The organism is Streptomyces sp. NPDC025793 (genome assembly GCF_055558375.1).
On sequence record NZ_JBVHMR010000003.1, the window covers coordinates 269,087 to 286,496 of the forward strand.

Here is a 17,410-nt window from a genome sequence, read left to right on the forward strand (position 1 = left end):
GCGACGCCCAAAGGACACGGAGTAGCTTCTCCGGGCGCCGGCCGATTCTGGCTCAATGCGCATACCCGGAAGTGGTGTTCGTCGGAGAGAATCCAGCCATGACCACCACCCCCACGCGCAACTCCAGCCTCAGGCTTGCCGCCGGTGTCCTCACCGGCATACTCGCCCTCTACATCGCCCTCGTCGCCCTCGGGAACATCACCGACTTCGGTACGAACCAGCAGTTCGTGCGGCATGTGCTGGCGATGGACACGACGTTCAAGGACCACGATCTGATGTGGCGGGCCGTCACCAGTACCGGCCTTCAGGACACGGCCTATGTCCTCATCATCGTGTGGGAGACCGTGGCGGCGCTCGTGCTGATCGGGGGCACCTGGTTCTGGGCGTGGCGCAAAGACGACCTCGCCCGGCGCATCTCCACCTACGGCCTGCTGATGCTGCTGCTGCTCTTCGGGGCCGGGTTCATCGCGATCGGCGGCGAGTGGTTCTCGATGTGGCAGTCGAAGACGTGGAACGGCGAGGACGCCGCCATCCGCGTCTTCACGCTCGCCGGTGTCGCCCTCATCGTCAATCTGCTGACCGGCGGCCGGCAGGAGGACGCTAGCTGACGACCGTCACCGTCGTGCCCTGGTCGCCGAAGGACCACAGGGCGGTTCCGTCGCCCTTGTCCATCCGGATGCCGCCCAGCTTCTTGCCGTCCGCGGGCGGCGGCGAGGCGCCGTCCAGGGCGTTGGAGAAGGCGACGTTCACGCCGTCGGCCTTGGTGAAGTACATGACGTGCTCGATCTCCACGCCGTCCGAGCCCTTGAGGGACTGGATGCGCAGGGTGACCGAGTAGCGGCCGGGCTGCGGGCTCACCGTGCCCGGCCACACCGGGAAGGTGCGGGTGGCCCGGCCGGTCGCGTCGACCAGCCACACCCGCTTCGCACCCACGGAGTAGACGATCCGCCGGCCCTCGCCGGACGAACCCGGCAGGGCGGGCGGGGCGGAGGAGTGCGGCGTGGCGGACGCGTGCACGCCCGCCGAGGCCGACGGGCCCGGCTTCGCCACGGCGGCCGTGGGATGCGGCCCGTGGTTCGCCTGTACGGCGAGGGCGACGACGGCCACGGTCGCCCCAGCCGTCAGACCGGTGACCCAGGCCCAGGAGGGCAGTCGGGCAGCCACGGGTACGCATCTCCTCCGCTACGGGTCCCCGTCCCTACCCGGTCCGGGGTCGGATCATCGTACTCAGTCCAGGACGGGCAGCAGTTCCGGCAGGTGCCCGTCGGAGGCCTCGGCCGCGCGCCGCCGTTCCGCCGGGACGTCGCCGTAGAGCGTGGTGCGCGGCCTCGCCGGACGGCCTGCCGCCTCGGCCACCGCCACCAGGTCGCGGACCGACTTGTACGAGCCGTACGACGAGCCCGCCATCCGGGAGATCGTCTCCTCCATCAGCGTGCCGCCCAGGTCGTTCGCGCCCGAGCGCAGCATCTCCGCCGCACCTTCCGCGCCCAGTTTCACCCAGCTTGTCTGGATGTTGGGGATCCAGGGGTGGAGGAGGAGCCGGGCCATCGCGGTCACCGCCCGGTTGTCCCGCGTCGTCGGGCCGGGCCGGGAGATGCCCGCCAGGTACACCGGCGCGTTCGTGTGGATGAAGGGCAGCGTGACGAACTCCGTGAAACCGCCCGTCCGCTGCTGGATCCCGGCCAGCGTGCGCAGATGGCCGAGCCAGTGGCGGGGCTGGTCGACATGGCCGTACATCATCGTCGAGGACGAGCGGATGCCCAGCTCGTGGGCCGTGGTGATCACCTCGATCCAGGTGGCGGCCGGCAGCTTGCCCTTGGTCAGCACCCAGCGGACCTCGTCGTCCAGGATCTCGGCGGCGGTCCCGGGGATCGAGTCCAGGCCCGCCTCCTTCGCCGCGCTCAGCCACTCCCGGATGCTCATGCCGGTGCGGGTGGCGCCGTTCACGACCTCCATCGGGGAGAAGGCGTGCACGTGCATGCCGGGGACCCGCTCCTTGACCGCCTTCGCGATGTCGAAGTACGCCGTGCCCGGCAGGTCGGGGTGGATGCCGCCCTGCATGCACACCTCGACCGCGCCGACCTCCCAGGCCTGCTGGGCGCGGTCCGCCACCTGATCGAGCGACAGCGTGTACGCGTCCGCGTCCGTCCTGCGCTGGGCGAAGGCGCAGAAGCGGCAGCCGGTGTAGCAGACGTTGGTGAAGTTGATGTTCCGGGTGACGATGTACGTCACGTCGTCCCCCACCGCCGACCTGCGGACGTCGTCGGCCACCTGGCACAGCGCGTCCAGCGCCGGGCCGTCCGCGTGCAGGAGGGCGAGCGCCTCGGCGTCGGTCAGCCTGGTCGGGTCGTCGGCCGCGGTGCGCAGCGCCTGGCGTACGTCCGTGTCGATCCGCTCCGGGGCCATCCCCGGCGCGGCCGCCTCCCGCAGCGCCTCCCAGTCGCCGTAGACCTCGTCGAAGTCGTCGCGCCGGTCGGCGCTGCGGCCCTCGGTGTCGATCGACGCGTGCAGGTCCGTGCGGCCCGACGCGACGAACGCCTCCTCCGGCTCCTGCCACGGGTGGCCCTCGACCACCGCGTCCTCGCGCGCGAGCCCCGTCTCCGGGTCGGCGAGCGCGGCCACGTGCGGGCGCAGGCGCGGATCCAGCCAGGGCTCGCCGCGGCGCACGAACTCCGGGTAGACGCAGAGGCGTTCGCGCAGCTCGAAGCCCGCCGCCGCGGACCTCTCGGCCAGCTCCTCGATCTGCGGCCAGGGCCGCTCGGGGTTGACGTGGTCGATGGTGAGCGGCGAGACGCCGCCCCAGTCGTCGATGCCGGCGCCGATCAGCCGCTCGTACGCGCTGTCCACCAGGTTCGGCGGCGCCTGGAGGCAGGCGCTCGGGCCCATGATGAGCCGGGCGACGGCCACCGTGGCGACCAGGTCGTCCAGTTCGGCGTCCGGCATGCCGCGCATCGCCGTGTCCGGCTTGGCGCGGAAGTTCTGGATGATCAGCTCCTGGACGCCGTGATAGGCCCGGGAGACCTTGCGCAGCGCGAAGACCGACTCGGCGCGCTCCTCGTACGTCTCGCCGATGCCGATCAGCAGACCGGAGGTGAAGGGCACCGACGAGCGGCCCGCGTCCTCCAGCACCCGCAGCCGTACGGCCGGTTCCTTGTCCGGGGAGCCGTAGTGGGGGCCGCCCGGCTCGGACCAGAGACGCCGCGCGGTCGTCTCCAGCATCATGCCCATCGACGCGGCGACCGGCTTGAGGCGCTGGAAGTCCGTCCAGGTCATGACGCCCGGGTTGAGGTGGGGCAGCAGGCCCGTCTCCTCCAGGATGCGGATGGAGACGGCGCGGACGTAGGCGATGGTGTCGTCGTAACCGTGCGCGTCGAGCCACTCGCGCGCCTCGGGCCACCGGTCCTCCGGCTTGTCGCCGAGGGTGATCAGGGCTTCCTTGCAGCCGAGGGCGGCGCCCTTGCGGGCGATGTCCAGCACCTCGTCCGGGGACATGAACATCCCGTGCCCGGCCCGGCGCAGCTTGCCGGGCACGGTGACGAAGGTGCAGTAGTGGCACTTGTCCCGGCACAGCCGGGTGAGGGGGATGAAGACGCTCTTCGAATACGTGATGACACCGGGCCGGCCCGCCTGTTCGAGACCCGCGTCGCGCACCCGGGCGGCGGACGCGGCGAGGTCGGTCAGGGCCTCGCCGCGCGCCTGCAGGAGCACCGCCGCCTCGGCGGCGTCGAGGGCGACGCCGTCCCGGGCGCGTTTGAGGGCGCGACGCATGGAGTTCTCGGTCGGGCCGGTTCCGGAGGTCGCGGAAGTCGTCATCCTTCAACCATACGTTCGGTGTGATCAGCTCCTGCGGCTCCGCCCGGCCTACAGAAAGCTCGCGTACGCGTCCAGCACCCCCAGCACCTCCTTCTCCCCCGCCGGCGGCAGCTGGAGCACGGCCTCCTCGATGCCCAACTCGGCGTAGTGGGCGAGTTTGCCGGGGGTCGGCAGGACCGCGTACGGGACGACCTGGAGGGCGGCCGGGTCGCGGCCCGCGTCCGCCCAGGCCGTGCGCAGCACCGGCAGGGACCCGGCGAGGCCGCGCCCGCCGATCGGGAGCCAGCCGTCGGCGTACTCGGCGATGTGCGCGAACAGCTTCGGCCCGGCCGCCCCGCCGACGAGCGTGCGCGGGCCGGTGACCGGACCGCGCGCCTTCTGCGCCGGCTTGGGGTGGGCGTCGCTGGCCCGGACCGCGCCGAACTCGCCCTCGTAGGCCGTCGGTTCCTCCGCCCACAGCGCCTGCATCAGCCGCGTCCGGTCCCGGACCAGCTCCCGGCGGGTGCGCCAGTCGACGCCGTGGTCGGCGGCCTCCTCGACGTTCCAGCCGAAGCCGAGGCCCAGCGTGCAGCGGCCGCCGGAGAGGTGGTCCAGGGTGGCGATCTGCTTGGCGAGGGCGATCGGGTCGTGCTGGGCGACCAGGGTGATGCCGGTGCCGAGGCCGAGGCGTTCGGTCACGGCGGCGGCCTGCCCGAGGGCGACGAAGGGGTCGAGGGTGCGGCCGTACTCGCGCGGCAGATCGCCGCCGGCCGGGTACGGGGTGGTCCGCTCGACGGGGATGTGGGTGTGTTCGGGCAGGTACAGCCCGGCGTAGCCGCGGGCCTCCAGCTCGCGGGCGAGCCGGACGGGAGCGATGGTCTCGTCGGTGAGGAAGATCGTGACGGCGATGCGCATGACCCATCTGTACCGGGGATGGCGCGAAGTGTCCATACCGACTGGTCGGCATCCCATGACATCCCGTGTCCCGCCTTCCATGCCGCCGCGCACAGGGATACGGATGCCTGTGGATTCCCTTTTCTTCCGGGGACGTTCACGTCGAGAGGGGACAGTGAGCACCATGTGTGACGACACGCACGATCACGCCCATGGCATCGGCAGACGCGCGCTGTTCGTGACGGGCGCCGCGGCTGCCCTTACGTTGGGAAGCGTGAGCTTCGCAGCGGCGGACGGGCAGGACCACGAGACGCGGACGGTACGCGGAACGCTGCCGCCCGGCTCCCCCGATTTCGTGTACGTCCCGGTCGAAGTCCCGGCCGGCGTACGGGAGATCGAGGTCTCCTACACCTACGACAGGCCCTCGGTCCCGGCCGGCACCCAGGGCAACGCGCTCGACATCGGCCTCTTCGACGAGCGCGGCACCGAGCTGGGCGGCCGGGGCTTTCGCGGCTGGTCCGGCGGGGCGCGCACGGAGTTCTTCGTCCGGGCCGACGACGCGACCCCGGGCTACATCCCCGGCCCGGTGCGGGAGGGCACCTGGTACGTCGCGCTGGGCCCCTACACGGTGGCGCCGCAGGGCCTCGCGTACGAGCTGACGATCACGCTCACGTACGGCACGGCGGGCGAGACCCCGAGGCCGGTCTATCCGCCGTCCCGGGCGAAGGGGCGCGGCCGGGCCTGGTACCGGGGCGACTGCCATCTGCACTCCTGGTACTCCGACGGCCGCCGCACCCCGGCCGAGATCGCGGCCCTCGCACGGGCGGCGGGCCTGGACTTCATCAACTCCTCGGACCACAACACCCACTCCGCCCACCCGCACTGGGCGGACCAGGCCGGCGACGACCTGCTGATCATGCTCGGCGAGGAGATCACCACCCGCAACGGCCACGTGGTCGCGCTCGGCACCGAGCCCGGCACCTTCGTGGACTGGCGCTACCGCGCCCGGGACAACCGCTGGGCCCGCTTCGCCCGGGACATCCGCCGCGCCGGCGGCCTGGTCGTCCCCGCCCACCCGCACGCCACCTGCGTCGGCTGCGGCTGGAAGTTCGGCTTCGCCGAGGCGGACGCCGTGGAGGTGTGGAACGGCCCGTACACCCCGGACGACGAGATCACCCTGGCCGACTGGGACAACCAGCTGGTCGCCTCCGTACGGCAGGGGCGGGCCTGGCTCCCGGCGATGGGCAACAGCGACGCCCACCGCGACCCGGACGCCGTCGGCTCGCCCCAGACGGTCGTCCTCGCCGACGACCTGACCCGGGAGGCCGTCCAGGAGGGCATCCGCGCGGGCCGCTCCTACGTGGCCGAGTCGAAGAACGTGACCCTCGGCTTCACGGTGTCGGGCGGGCGCGGGCAGCAGGCGGGCATCGGGGAGCGGCTGGACGTGGCCGCCGACACCCCGGTGACCGTACGGCTGGAGGTCTCCGGCGCTCCGCGCTGCTCGGTACGGTTCGTCACCGACCAGGGCGTGCTGTTCACCAGCGATCCGCTGCCGGTGGCGGGCACGGGCACGGTCGAGTGGCGCACGACGCCCTCGTACGCGGCCTACGTGCGCGCCGAGGTACGGCACGAGACGGCGGCGGGACCGGTGCCGGGGGCACTGGCCGCGTTCACGAACCCGGTGTTCCTCGGGACGCGCGGCGGGTCATGACGGTCAGCTGCGTGCGGTCCTCGTCAGCTGCCGCAGTTCGATGAGCGTCGCGACGGCGCGCAGCCAGCGGGCGGCGGTGTCGTCGGCGGTGACACCGGCCGCGAGTTCGGTGCCGACGGCCAGCCAGTCGCGGACGACGGCGCTCGCCTCCGGGCTCGGCAGCGGCTCGGGGAGCCCCGCGGCGTAGGCGAGGCCGCCGGCGCGGACGGTGTCGGCGAGGAAGGCCACCGAACGCGGCTGGGTGCCGAGGCGGTCGAGCAGCACGGCCGCGCCCGCGACGCCGTCGCCGAACAGGGCGGTGCGCCGGGGGCCGGGCGGCGCGGTCAGGCCGTAGCGGAGCAGCACGCCCAGGTCGAGCCGGGCCAGTTCGTCGTCCGTGCGGTCGGGGTTCATGGTGGTCTCGGAATCGCTCTCGACGGGGCCGGCTCAGCGGACGGTGACGGTGTAGACGACGCTCTCGGGCGCGGTCTGCCGGTACGGACCGGTCGATGCCGGAGCCGGCGTGCCGTCGCCGTCGCCGCAGGTGGTGGCGAACGTGCAGTGGGTCAGCACGATCCGGGTGCTGCCCCTGCCGGTCGCCTCGAAGGTGAACGTGAGGCTGCCGCCGCCGCCCACCAGGTGCTTGTCGCCGGAGTCCGACACGCTGTGCTGCCCGCGGTCGCGGACCACCGCGGTGTCGGGCCGGGGGTCGGACAGGTACCAGTGCTCACGGGTGGACGCGTTCTCGTGGACGGTGAGTGTGAAGCGCTCCCCGACCTTCGCGGTGATGCGGGATTCGCCGGTGGGGTGCGCGACGGGGGCGGGTTCGTCGGTGCCCGACCCGCAGCCCGCGACGAGCGTGAGCAGCGCGACCGCCGCGACGGCGCCGCCCGCCGTCCTGCCCCGACGCCGAAGGCTCCGCCTACTTCGCCGTCGGGAGGTACACGCTGTACGCGTCGTTGAGTCCACTGTCCGCTGCCTTGCTCATGTGTCCGTTGATGAAGTCGTTCTCGCTGACCCAGGTCGTCGTGCCCCAGGGGTTGTAGATCTGCAGCTTGTCGCCCTCCTGCGCGATGACGGTCATCGCGTGGGCGCCGTCCTTGCCCTTGACGTCGACGGGGACCGGGCGGCCGTCCGCGACCGCCTTCTCGACATCGCTCAGCACCGCCCTGCGGTCGGCGGCGCCCGCCAGGTCGTGGCGCTGGTAGTCGTCACCGGTGGCGGCACCGATGGTGGAGTCGTCGATGTGCTCCTGCCCGTCGGGGCCCATGCCCTCCCATTGGTCACCGCCGTGGCCCTCCGTGTGCAGCCGGTGCTGCTCGGCCACCAGGCGCTGCTTGAAGGCCCCGGGGTCGTCCTCCTGCCCGCTGGTGCCGCCGGTGAGTCCGAGGGCGTAGAGGGGGTCGACCATGGCGCGGGCGGTGACGGTGGACGAGGCCACGCAGGTGCCCTCCGAGCCGTCGCCGCCCTGGATCCACCGCTGCCCGTCGAAGGTGACGTAGTCCTTGTTGTTGTTGGAGCCGTCGGAAGCCAGACCCTCGTCGTCCATGCTGTCCACCTGGGTGACGACGGGCGTGAGATGCCTGCGCAGCCACTCCGGGTCGTGGCCCTGGATCTTGCCCTGGAACTGCTCGATCTCCGCCACGCTGTGCCCGGCGGCCAGGGCCTTCATCAGATAGGCCCGCTCCTGCGGGCTCTGCGACCCGGCCAGCATCTGGTCCACGGCGGCCCGGTCGGCGGCGCTCAGCTGGTCCATGCGCCGCCCGGCGCGCTCCAGGTCGTGCGCGGTGAGGATCTCGTTCAGCACGGGGTCGCCGTCGACGGCGCTGGTCTCGGCCAGCATCAGCTTGTCGACGGCGGTCAGGTTGCCCGTGCCCAGCTTGCGCACGCGTGCCTCGGAGGCCCACTTGTTCAGGTCCCTGGCGGCGGCGTGGGCGGCGTCGTCGGCGGCGATCGCGGCCTTGTGCATGTCCTCGGCGCCCAGGGAGGCGAGGGAACGGGCGTTCAGCCGGACGGCCTCTTCGTCGTCGGACTCGAAGAGGTCGTCGAACCAGTCGTCCTTGCCGCCGAGCATCCCGAGCGCCTCGCGCAGCGAGTCCCGCCCGTCGCCGTCCTGGCTCTTGGCGTCCTTGAGGGCGTCGGCGAACGTGAGCAGCGCCAGTCCGCCGCCGTAGAAGGCCCGGCCCACCGCCCCGGCGGCCCGCCCGGCAGCGGCCACCGCGTCCGAGGCGAGGACACTCGTGTTCCCGGCCCAGACGTCCGGCAGGCCCTTCTTGGCCACCCTGTCGATGCGCTTGTAGAGGTCGTCGAGGTCCTGCTTCTGGTACAGCTTGCCGAGGGACTCCAGCGTCGCCGTGTCGCCGACCGGGGCGCAGACGGCGAGCGCGTCGTTGATGGCGTCGATCAGGTCGTTCTTGCTGTCGGCGGAGGCGATGGTCCTGCACAGCTCGCCCAGCCGCGTGCGGCGGTCGCCCGTGGACTCCGTCATCGCCCGCCCCGTCAGTAGTCGGCCAGCGCCGAGGGGCGCCTGGCGTGGGCGGGCATGGTGGTGAGGTAGCCGTCACCGGCGGGAGCGGGCATGGTGCTGAAGGAGCTGTCGCCGACCCGCACACTGCGGACACTCGTGTCGACGAGGCTGTCGCTGCCGTGGTACGCCCCCTTCGACAGCCGTACCTTGTCGGCCAGTTCGTGCAGCGCCGATTCCAGGGCCTTGACTTCCGCCTCCCAGGCGGCGGCGTACGCGTTGAACGCCGCGGCGGCGTCGGGACCGCCGAGCGCGTCGTCCATGTAGCACATGGCGGGCTGGATCGCCTCGCCGATCTTGCCCGCGTCGCCGCCCGCGGCGTCCAGGTCCTTCGCCTGTCCGGACATCCCGGACTTGACGGTGTAACCGTCCGAAGACGCGCCCATCAGGCTCCCCCGTTGAAATGATCACGACCGCGGGGGACGCTAACACGCGACACCCGGCGGAAAGTCCGGGTGTCACGCGCCCCGCACCGAGTCGACACACCATCCCCGCCGCGACGCCGTGCCGTCAGACCAGGAGAGCAACCGGCATGCCATCCCCCGCAGACCGCAAGCACCGCATGGTGACCGCCTTCCAGCGGCGCATCGCCAACCCCCTCAACCGGCGCCTGCCGTTCCAGACCCTCCTGGAGACCACCGGCCGCACCTCCGGCCTGCCCCGGCGGACCCCGGTGGGCGGGCGCCGGGTCGGTGGCTCCTTCTGGCTGGTCTCCGAGTTCGGCCACAAGTCGCAGTACGTCCGCAACATCCAGGCCGACCCGAGGGTCCGCGTCCGCCTGGCCGGCCGCTGGCACCAGGGCACCGCCCACCTCCTCCCCGACGACGACCCCGTCGCCCGCCTGCGCGCCCTCCCCTTCTTCAACAGCGCGGCGGTACGGGCCTTCGGCACGGATCTGCTGACGGTGCGGGTGGATCTGGAGGACTGAGCGGGAGCGGAGCGGCGCTCACCCCGGCCACACGATCGCCTGCACCTCGCTGTACGCATGCAGCGCGTACGAGCCCACGTCCCGCCCCACCCCGCTCCTCTTGAACCCGCCGAACGGGGCCTCCATGTTGCGGCCGACGGTGTTGACGCCGACCCCGCCGGCCCGCAGGCGCCGGGCCACCCGGAAGGCGCGGGCGACGTCGCCCGACCAGACGTAGTCGATGAGGCCGTAGTCGGAGTCGTTCGCGAGGGCGACCGCCTCGTCCTCGTCGTCGAAGGGGATGACGCAGACCACCGGCCCGAAGATCTCCTCGCGGGCCACCCGCATGTCGTTGGCGCAGTCGGCGAGCAGCGTCGGCGCGACGTAGAACCCGCGTTCCAGCGGCGGCCGTTCGCCGCCCGCGGCCACGGTCGCGCCCTCCTTGCGGCCGAGTTCGACGTACGACTCGACGCGCGCCCGGTGCTCCGCCGAGATCACCGGCCCGACGACCGTGTCCGGCTCCGACGGATCCCCCACCTTCAACCGGCGTGCGTATCCGGCGAGTTGCTCCACGAGCCGCTCGTACACACCCCGCTGCGCCAGCACCCGCGTCGGCGCGGTGCAGATCTGCCCGCTGTAGAAGGAGAAGGTGGTGCCGATGCCGGCCACGGCCGAGCCGAGGTCGGCGTCGTCGAACACGAGGGCCGCACCCTTGCCGCCCAGCTCCATCAGCTGGCGTTTCATGTCCCGCCCGCACACCTCGGCGATGCGCCGGCCGACGGCCGTGGAGCCGGTGAAACTGACCATGTCGACGTCCTCGGACGCCACCACCGCCTCGCCCACGGCCACGTCCCGCCCGGAGACCACGTTCACCACGCCCGGCGGTGCGCCGGCCGCCTGAAGCGCCTCGGCCATCCGGTAGACGGACAGCGGGTCCTGCGGGGCGGGCTTCACCACCACCGTGTTGCCCATGGCGAGCGCCGGGGCGACCTTCCCGGCCGGGTTGGCCCAGGGGTTGTTGTACGAGGTGACGCAGGTGACGACGCCGACGGGCTGCCGCAGCGCCAGCGCGCCCATCACCCCGGCCCTCCCCATCGGCCCGGCCTCGTTGATCTGCGGGGCGACCGGCCACTCGGCGCTCTCCACGCTCGCGTACCGGCGGAACCGGGCGGCGGCCACCCCGACCTGCATGGCCCGGGCGGTCGCGGTGGTCGCCCCGGTCTCGGCGCGGGCGAGTTCGGCGTACGGCAGCAACTGGCCGCGGATGATCTCCGCCGCCCGCGCCAGCACCGCCGCCCGTTCCTCCGGCCGGGTCCGCGACCACGGCCCGAACGCCTCCCGGGCCGCCGCGCAGGCCGCCCGGGCCTGCTCCGGCGAGGCCTCCGGCGCCCGGCCGACGGTCTCCTCGGTGGCCGGGTCGGTCACCGGGTAGTACCCGCCGTCCGGCTCGGCCCACCGGCCGCCGACGAACAGCCGCTGCCCGTCGCTCACCGCGTCCCCACCGTCCGTGTGTCGGTCCCCGAGCGCAGCACCCTGCCCGGTACGGCGCCGCTCACCACGTCGTCGCGGATCGCCTCGACCCCGTTGACCCACACGGCCCGCACCCCGATCGCCGCCGAGTCCAGCCGGGGGCTGTCGCCCGGCAGGTCGTGCACGAGCCGCGCCTGCCCGGCGTCGATCCGCTCCGGGTCGAACAGGACCAGGTCGGCGTGGAAGCCCTCGCGGATCCGGCCCCGCTCCCGCAGCCCGAACAGCCGCGCCGGGTCATCGGTCAGCATCCGCACCGCCCGCTCCAGACCGACCAGCTTCCGCCCGCGCAGACAGTCCCCGAGGAACCGGGTCGTGTACGGCGCCCCGCACATCCGGTCCAGGTGCGCCCCGGCGTCGGAGCCGCCCAGCAGGACGTCCTCGTGCTGCCAGGTCTCGGCGCGCAGCGCCCAGGAGGCGGGGTCGTTGTCGGTCGGCATCGGCCACAGCACCGTGCGCAGTTCGTCGGCCGCGCAGATCTCCACCAGGCAGGCGAAGGGGTCAAGGCCGCGCTCCTCGGCGATGTCCCGCACCACCCGGCCGCTCAGGCCCCGGTTGGCCTCGCTGTAGGTGTCCCCGATGACGTACCGGCCGAAGTTCGCGAGCCGCCGGAACACCCCCGCCTCCTTGGAGCGGGCCCGGCGCAGCATCTCCGCCCGCACCTGCGGGTCCTTCAGCCTGGCGATCCGCTCGGGTACCGGCAGTCCGAGGATCGGCCCCCACCCGGGGATCAGGTTGAGGGCGCAGAAGGTGCCCAGGGACATGTTCATCGGGGTCAGGATGGGCATGGTGAGCGCCACGATCCGCCCGCCGGCCTTCCGCGCCCGCTCGCTCGCGCTCAGCTGCCGGGGCACCCGCTCCGGTACGGCCGCGTCGACGGTGAGCACGTTCCAGTTGAGCGGCCGCCCGGCGACCGCGCTCATCTCCACGAGCAGATCGATCTCGTCGTCGTCGAACTGGTCCAGGCACCCGGCGACGATCGCCTCGATCTGCGTGCCCTCGTGCTCCCCGACCGCCCGGGCCAGGGCGAGCAGTTCGGCGGGCCTCGCGTGCCGGGAGGCGACCGGCCTGCCGTCGCCGTCGGAGTGGGTGCTGGACTGGGTGGTGGAGAATCCCCAGGCGCCCGCGTCCATCGCCTCGTGCAAGAGCCTTACGATCTCGGCCAGTTGCTCCTCGCTCGGCTGTCCGCCGACCGCGTCCGGCCCCATCACGTGCCGGCGCAGCGCGCAGTGCCCGACCATGAAGCCCGCGTTGACGGCGATCCGGCCGTCGAGCGCGTCCAAGTACTCCCCGAAGGAGTTCCAGTTCCAGGGCGCCCCCTCCTCCAGCGCCACCAGGGACATCCCCTCCACCTTGGACATCATCCGGCGCGTGTAGTCGGCGTCCTCGGGGCGGGCGGGGTTCAGCGGGGCGAGGGTGAACCCGCAGTTCCCGGCCGCGACCGTGGTCACCCCGTGGTTCAGCGAGGGTGTGGCGTACGGGTCCCAGAAGAGCTGGGCGTCGTAGTGGGTGTGGGGGTCCACGAAACCGGGGGCGAGGACGAGCCCCGCGGCGTCCTCGGCGGTGCGGGCCTCCTCGGTGACCTCGCCGACGGCGGCGATACGGCCGTCCCGGATGCCGACGTCGGCGGTGAAGGCGGGGGCGCCGGTGCCGTCGACGACGGTGGCGCCCTTGATCACATGGTCCAGCATTCCCGCGAACCCCCTCAGACCGCTTGCCGGAACCGGCTCGTCCGGTGCACGGGATCCGTGTCGATCTTCGGGATCACATGCTCCCCGATCAGCCGTATCGTCTGGAGCGTCTCCTCCTTCGGCACCCCCACCGGCAGCCCGAAGCTCAGCTGGTCCGCGCCCGCCTGCTCCCAGCGCTTGCACTGGCGCAGCACCTCGTCCGGGTCGCCGCAGATCAGCAGCTCCTCCTCGATGAGCAGTTCCACGAACTCCGGTGTGTACGGGGGCAGCGTCTCCGGCCAGACGGGGAAGCCCTCCGGCCGGGGGAAGGTGTCGTGGTACCGGAAGACCAGCGACGGCAGGTAGTGCAGCCCGCCGCCGACCGCGATCCGGATCGCCTCGTCGTGCGTCGGCGCGCAGATCGCGGTCGTCGTCACCATCACGTTGTCGTTGACGAAGTCCCCGACCGGCTCGGCGTTCACGACCGCCGTCTTGTACTGCTCCAGCACCCACTCCATGTCGGAGACCTTCTGGATGCTGAAGCCGAGCACGCCGAGCCCCTTCCTCGCGGCCATGGCGTACGACGCCGGTGACCCGGCCGCGTACCACATCGCCGGGTGGGACTTCCCGTACGGCTTCGGCAGGACCTTCCTCGGCGGCAGCTGCCAGTGCTTGCCCTGGAAGCCGGCGTACTCGTCCTGGAGCCACATCTTCGGGAACTCGGCGATGGTCTCCTCCCAGATCTCCTTCGTGTGATTCATGTCGGTCACACCCGGTATGAACCCGAGGATCTCGTGGGACCCGGCGCCCCGCCCGCTGCCGAACTCGAAGCGGCCCTCGCTGAGGTGGTCGAGCATGGCGACCTTCTCGGCGACCTTCACGGGGTGGTTGACCTGGGCGAGGGGGTTGAAGATCCCGGAGCCCAGGTGGATCCGGTCGGTCGCGTGCGCCAGGTAGCCCAGGAACACGTCGTTGGCGGACAGGTGCGAGTACTCCTCCAGGAAGTGGTGCTCGGAGGCCCAGGCGTACTTGAAGCCGGATCGGTCCGCCTGGATGACGTACTCGGTCTCCTCCATCAGCGCCTTGTGCTCGGCGAGCGGGTCGGTCTCGGCACGCTTGCCCACGTATCCCTGTACAAAGAGCCCGAATTCCACGGCGGTTCACCATCCCGGTCCAGGTGGTCCTGCGAGTCCTGTGCGTCCTACGAACTTTCTGACGTACCGTCAGATTCGTCAATAGCTGACACCTCGTCAGCCCACTGAGCGGATGTCCGTCAGATGACGCTGACCCCGGCCAGCCACCCGCCGTCGATCACGAACGGCTGCCCGGTGATGTACGAGGAGTCCGCCGACGTGAGGAAGAGCGCCAGCCGGGCCACCTCCTCCGGCTGCCCGACCCGCCCGAGCGGCACGAGCCCCCGGTACAGCTCGTCCAGCGCCCGGCTCATCTCCTCCGGGTCGGCGTCCGGGTCCAGGCGGGCCGGGTTGGACATGGGGGTGTCGATGGCGCCCGGGCAGATCGCGTTGACCCGGATCCCCCGGCCGGCCAGCTCCAGCGCCGCGACCCGGGTCAGCCCCAGCACGGCGTGCTTGGTGGCGGCGTACGTGCCGACGGCCGCCATGCCGGTGAGCGCCGTGTAGGAGGCGGTGTTGACGATCGTGCCGCCTTCCGGCAGCTCCGGCGCGACCGCCTTCATACCCAGGAAACAGCCGACCTGATTGACCCTGACGACCTGCATGAACTCGTCCAGCGGGGTGTCCGCGAGGGCGTTGAAGCGCAGGATGCCCGCGTTGTTGACGAGCCCGTCGATGCGCCCGTAGGCCTCCTTCACCGCCCCGACGGCCGAGCGCCAGCCGTCCTCCTCGCCCACGTCGAGGTGGACGTACAGCGCCCCGATCTCCTTCGCCAGGGCCTCGCCCCGCTCGTCCAGCACATCGGCGACGGCCACCCGCGCGCCCTCCGCCCGAAAGAGCCGCGCCTCCTGCTCGCCCTGCCCGCGGGCCGCCCCGGTGATGACGACGACCCGCCCGTCCAGCTTGCCCATGGAATCCTCCTCGACCGGACCGGGGTCCGAACCCGGCTCCGAAGCCACATCTGAATCCGTCCGCACTCCCAGGCCCTGTCGCCGAGCTCCCGCCCGTCCAGCCGGGCCTCCTTCTCAGCCCAGCCGGGGTGCGACCTCGGCGCCGAACACGGCTATCTGTTCGGTGAGTTCGGCCCGGCTCCGGCTGCGGAACCGCACCTGGATCTGGTCCACGCCCATCGCCCGGTACGCCCGCAGCGACGCGGCGACCTCCTCCGGCGCCCCGCTGAGGGTCCGCCGCCCGACCTCCCAGCCGGCCCGCCCGACGTACAGCGGCTCGGTGATGGCCCCGACGGTGAACGCCCCCTCGACGCCCGCCTCTTCGCGCAGCCGCCGGATACGGGCGATCTGCGCGGGCAGCCGGTCCCGGGGATCCCCCTGCGGCAGCCAGCCGTCGCCCTTCAGGGCGGCCCGGCGCACGGCGGGGGGCGAGGAGCCCCCGACCCACAGGGGAACGACCGGCTGGGCCGGCCGAGGAAGCTGGCCGAGCCCGGCGAAGTCGTAGAACTTGCCGTGGTGTTCCGGGAACTCCGCCGGCCCGAGAGCCGCCCGCAACGCGTCGATCGTCTCGTCCAGCACAGCCCCCCGCCGCTCGAAGTCGGCCCCGACCGCCTCGAACTCCTCCCGCACGTGCCCGGCGCCCACCCCGAGGACCAGCCGGCCACCGGAGAGGTGGTCGAGGGTGGCGTACTGCTTGGCGGTCAGGAGCGGGTGCCGCAGCCCGACGACGGCGACATGGCTGAGCAGGCGCACCCGCTCGGTGACGGCGGCGAGGTGGGCGAGGGTGGCGACGGGGTCGTACCAGACCGTGCTCATGGCCCCGGCGAGGCGGCGCGGGATCGCCACGTGGTCGCAGACGGCGAGATAGCCGAACCCGGCCCGGTCCGCCGCCCGCGCGATCTCCACCAGATCCGCGGGCCCGGCCCCGGCCTCCCACTCCTCGGCGTAGATCGTGCTCTGCGACTGGACGGGCAACTGCATGCCGTACGTCAGGGATGCCGGGGCGCTCACCTGGGCCCCCGCCACAGCCCGTCCCGCGTCAGCCCCAGCAGCTCGATGGCGTTGCCGCGCACGATCCGCTCGACCACGTCGTCCGCCAGGTGCCCCATCTGCGTCTCGGCGACCTCGCGGGACTTGGGCCAGGTGGAGTCGGAGTGCGGGTAGTCGGTCTCGTACAGGACGTTGCCGACGCCGATGGAGTCGAGGCTCCGGAGCCCGAAGGCGTCGTCGAAGAAGCAGCCGTAGACGTGCTCGGCGAAGGTCTCCGACGGCGGCCGGGTGACCTTGTCGGCGACCCCGCCCCACCCCCGGTTCTCCTCCCACACCACGTCGGCGCGCTCAAGGATGTACGGAATCCACCCGATCTGCCCCTCCGCGTACATCACCTTGAGATTCGGGAAGCGCTCGAACTTCCCGCTCATCAGCCAGTCCACCATCGAGAAGCAGCAGTTGGCGAAGGTGATGGTGGAGCCCACGGCGGGCGGGGCGTCGGCGGAGGTGGAGGGCATGCGGCTGCTGGAGCCGATGTGCATGGCGACGACCGTGCCGGTCTCGTCGCACGCCGCGAGGAACGGATCCCAGTCGTCGGTGTGCACGGACGGCAGGCCCAGGTGCGGCGGTATCTCGGAGAACGCGACGGCCCGCACCCCCCGCGCCGCGTTGCGCCGCACTTCCTCGGCGGCCAGCTCGGCGTCCCACAGGGGTATGAGGGTGAGCGGTATCAGCCGGCCGCGCGCCTTCGGCCCGCACCACTCCTCCACCATCCAGTCGTTGTAGGCGCGCACGCACAGCAGGCCGAGCTCCTTGTCGGCGACCTCCGTGAAGGTCTGTCCGCAAAAGCGCGGGAAGGTCGGGAAACAGACGGCCGACTGGACGTGGTTGACGTCCATGTCGGCGAGCCGGGCGGGGACGTCGTACGACCCGGCCCGCATCTGCTCGTAGGTGATGACTTCGAGCCTGACCTGGTCGCGGTCGACGCCGACGGCGGTGTCGAGCCGGGTGAGCGGCCGCCGTAGGTCTTCGTAGACCCACCAGTCGCCGACGGGTCCGTCCGTGCTGCCGGGATCACCCATGACCGGCTTGAACCGTCCGCCGAGGAAGGTCATCTCCTTCAGCGGCGCGCGCACGATCCGGGGTCCGACGTCCAGGTACTTCTTCGGCAGCCGGTCCTGCCAGACGGTGGCGGGCTCCACGGTGTGGTCGTCGACGGAGATGATCAGCGGGAACTGTGGTGTCTCCATGGGCCTCACGGTAGCGCCGATCTGACGACCCGTCAGCTAGTGAGTCGCGGTCCGCCGTGTGCGAAGACCGTGTGAGGGCTTTG

The 17,410-nt window shown here is 72.1% G+C and carries 16 protein-coding genes; 3 read left to right on the plus strand and 13 right to left on the minus strand.

Going from position 1 to position 17,410, the window contains the following annotated elements; all coding sequences use genetic code 11:
* The first annotated feature begins 98 nt into the window (after positions 1 to 98).
* A complete protein-coding gene (locus tag ACZ4MF_RS08675) occupies positions 99 to 608 on the plus strand; it encodes a DUF2165 domain-containing protein (protein WP_467491089.1) in 510 nt (169 codons plus the stop codon).
* On the opposite strand, the gene ACZ4MF_RS08680 is transcribed toward ACZ4MF_RS08675, so the two are convergent.
* The 3 genes from ACZ4MF_RS08680 to ACZ4MF_RS08690 form a co-directional block, all read right to left on the minus strand.
* Positions 601 to 1,164, minus strand: coding sequence for a hypothetical protein (locus ACZ4MF_RS08680; protein WP_467491091.1), 564 nt, complete (start codon positions 1,162 to 1,164; stop codon positions 601 to 603). The two genes, ACZ4MF_RS08675 and ACZ4MF_RS08680, sit on opposite strands and share 8 nt — an antisense overlap.
* 63 nt (positions 1,165 to 1,227) lie before the next feature.
* Positions 1,228 to 3,813 carry a bifunctional FO biosynthesis protein CofGH gene (locus tag ACZ4MF_RS08685; RefSeq protein ID WP_467491093.1) on the minus strand — a complete coding sequence of 862 codons (2,586 nt, stop codon included), beginning with the start codon at positions 3,811 to 3,813 and terminating at the stop codon, positions 1,228 to 1,230.
* A 48-nt stretch (positions 3,814 to 3,861) separates the two neighbouring features.
* The gene (locus ACZ4MF_RS08690) at positions 3,862 to 4,707 is read right to left on the minus strand and encodes a TIGR03619 family F420-dependent LLM class oxidoreductase (RefSeq protein WP_467491095.1); all 846 of its coding nucleotides are present in this window, start codon (positions 4,705 to 4,707) and stop codon (positions 3,862 to 3,864) included.
* A gap of 163 nt (positions 4,708 to 4,870) precedes the next feature.
* Here ACZ4MF_RS08690 and ACZ4MF_RS08695 point away from each other — a divergent pair, with 163 nt between their 5' ends.
* Complete coding sequence (locus ACZ4MF_RS08695) at positions 4,871 to 6,397, plus strand: CehA/McbA family metallohydrolase (protein ID WP_467491097.1); 1,527 nt, start codon at positions 4,871 to 4,873, stop codon at positions 6,395 to 6,397.
* Between the two features lie 3 nt (positions 6,398 to 6,400).
* Here the strand turns inward: ACZ4MF_RS08695 and ACZ4MF_RS08700 are convergent, their stop codons facing one another.
* The 4 genes from ACZ4MF_RS08700 to ACZ4MF_RS08715 are packed head-to-tail and all read right to left on the minus strand — an operon-like array spanning position 6,401 to position 9,286.
* Positions 6,401 to 6,790, minus strand: a complete 390-nt coding sequence (locus tag ACZ4MF_RS08700) for a hypothetical protein (protein ID WP_467491099.1) — start codon at positions 6,788 to 6,790, stop codon at positions 6,401 to 6,403.
* Positions 6,791 to 6,823: 33 nt separating this feature from the next.
* The gene (locus tag ACZ4MF_RS08705) at positions 6,824 to 7,345 is read right to left on the minus strand and encodes a protease inhibitor I42 family protein (protein ID WP_376287523.1); all 522 of its coding nucleotides are present in this window, start codon (positions 7,343 to 7,345) and stop codon (positions 6,824 to 6,826) included.
* Complete coding sequence (locus ACZ4MF_RS08710) at positions 7,299 to 8,864, minus strand: peptidoglycan-binding protein (protein WP_467491101.1); 1,566 nt, start codon at positions 8,862 to 8,864, stop codon at positions 7,299 to 7,301. The genes ACZ4MF_RS08705 and ACZ4MF_RS08710 overlap by 47 nt, the downstream gene beginning before the upstream one ends.
* Before the next feature lie 11 nt (positions 8,865 to 8,875).
* A complete protein-coding gene (locus ACZ4MF_RS08715; protein WP_467491103.1) occupies positions 8,876 to 9,286 on the minus strand; it encodes a hypothetical protein in 411 nt (136 codons plus the stop codon).
* Positions 9,287 to 9,432: 146 nt separating this feature from the next.
* Between ACZ4MF_RS08715 and ACZ4MF_RS08720 the strand changes: the two genes are divergently transcribed.
* Entirely contained in the window at positions 9,433 to 9,828 is a 396-nt protein-coding gene (locus ACZ4MF_RS08720) for a nitroreductase/quinone reductase family protein (protein ID WP_467491104.1), read from the plus strand.
* Positions 9,829 to 9,846: 18 nt separating this feature from the next.
* On the opposite strand, the gene ACZ4MF_RS08725 is transcribed toward ACZ4MF_RS08720, so the two are convergent.
* From ACZ4MF_RS08725 to ACZ4MF_RS08750, 6 genes are all read right to left on the minus strand, one after another.
* Positions 9,847 to 11,298, minus strand: coding sequence for an aldehyde dehydrogenase family protein (locus tag ACZ4MF_RS08725; RefSeq protein ID WP_467491105.1), 1,452 nt, complete (start codon positions 11,296 to 11,298; stop codon positions 9,847 to 9,849).
* A complete protein-coding gene (locus tag ACZ4MF_RS08730) occupies positions 11,295 to 13,025 on the minus strand; it encodes an N-acyl-D-amino-acid deacylase family protein (protein ID WP_467491107.1) in 1,731 nt (576 codons plus the stop codon). The genes ACZ4MF_RS08725 and ACZ4MF_RS08730 overlap by 4 nt, the downstream gene beginning before the upstream one ends.
* A 14-nt stretch (positions 13,026 to 13,039) precedes the next feature.
* Complete coding sequence (locus ACZ4MF_RS08735) at positions 13,040 to 14,158, minus strand: LLM class flavin-dependent oxidoreductase (RefSeq protein WP_467491109.1); 1,119 nt, start codon at positions 14,156 to 14,158, stop codon at positions 13,040 to 13,042.
* A 119-nt stretch (positions 14,159 to 14,277) separates the two neighbouring features.
* On the minus strand, positions 14,278 to 15,048 hold the full coding sequence (locus ACZ4MF_RS08740) for an SDR family NAD(P)-dependent oxidoreductase (RefSeq protein WP_467491111.1): 771 nt from the start codon (positions 15,046 to 15,048) through the stop codon (positions 14,278 to 14,280).
* Between the two features lie 114 nt (positions 15,049 to 15,162).
* Entirely contained in the window at positions 15,163 to 16,068 is a 906-nt protein-coding gene (locus tag ACZ4MF_RS08745; RefSeq protein WP_467491569.1) for an LLM class F420-dependent oxidoreductase, read from the minus strand.
* A 26-nt stretch (positions 16,069 to 16,094) separates the two neighbouring features.
* Entirely contained in the window at positions 16,095 to 17,327 is a 1,233-nt protein-coding gene (locus ACZ4MF_RS08750) for an amidohydrolase family protein (protein ID WP_467491113.1), read from the minus strand.
* Positions 17,328 to 17,410 lie beyond the last annotated feature (83 nt).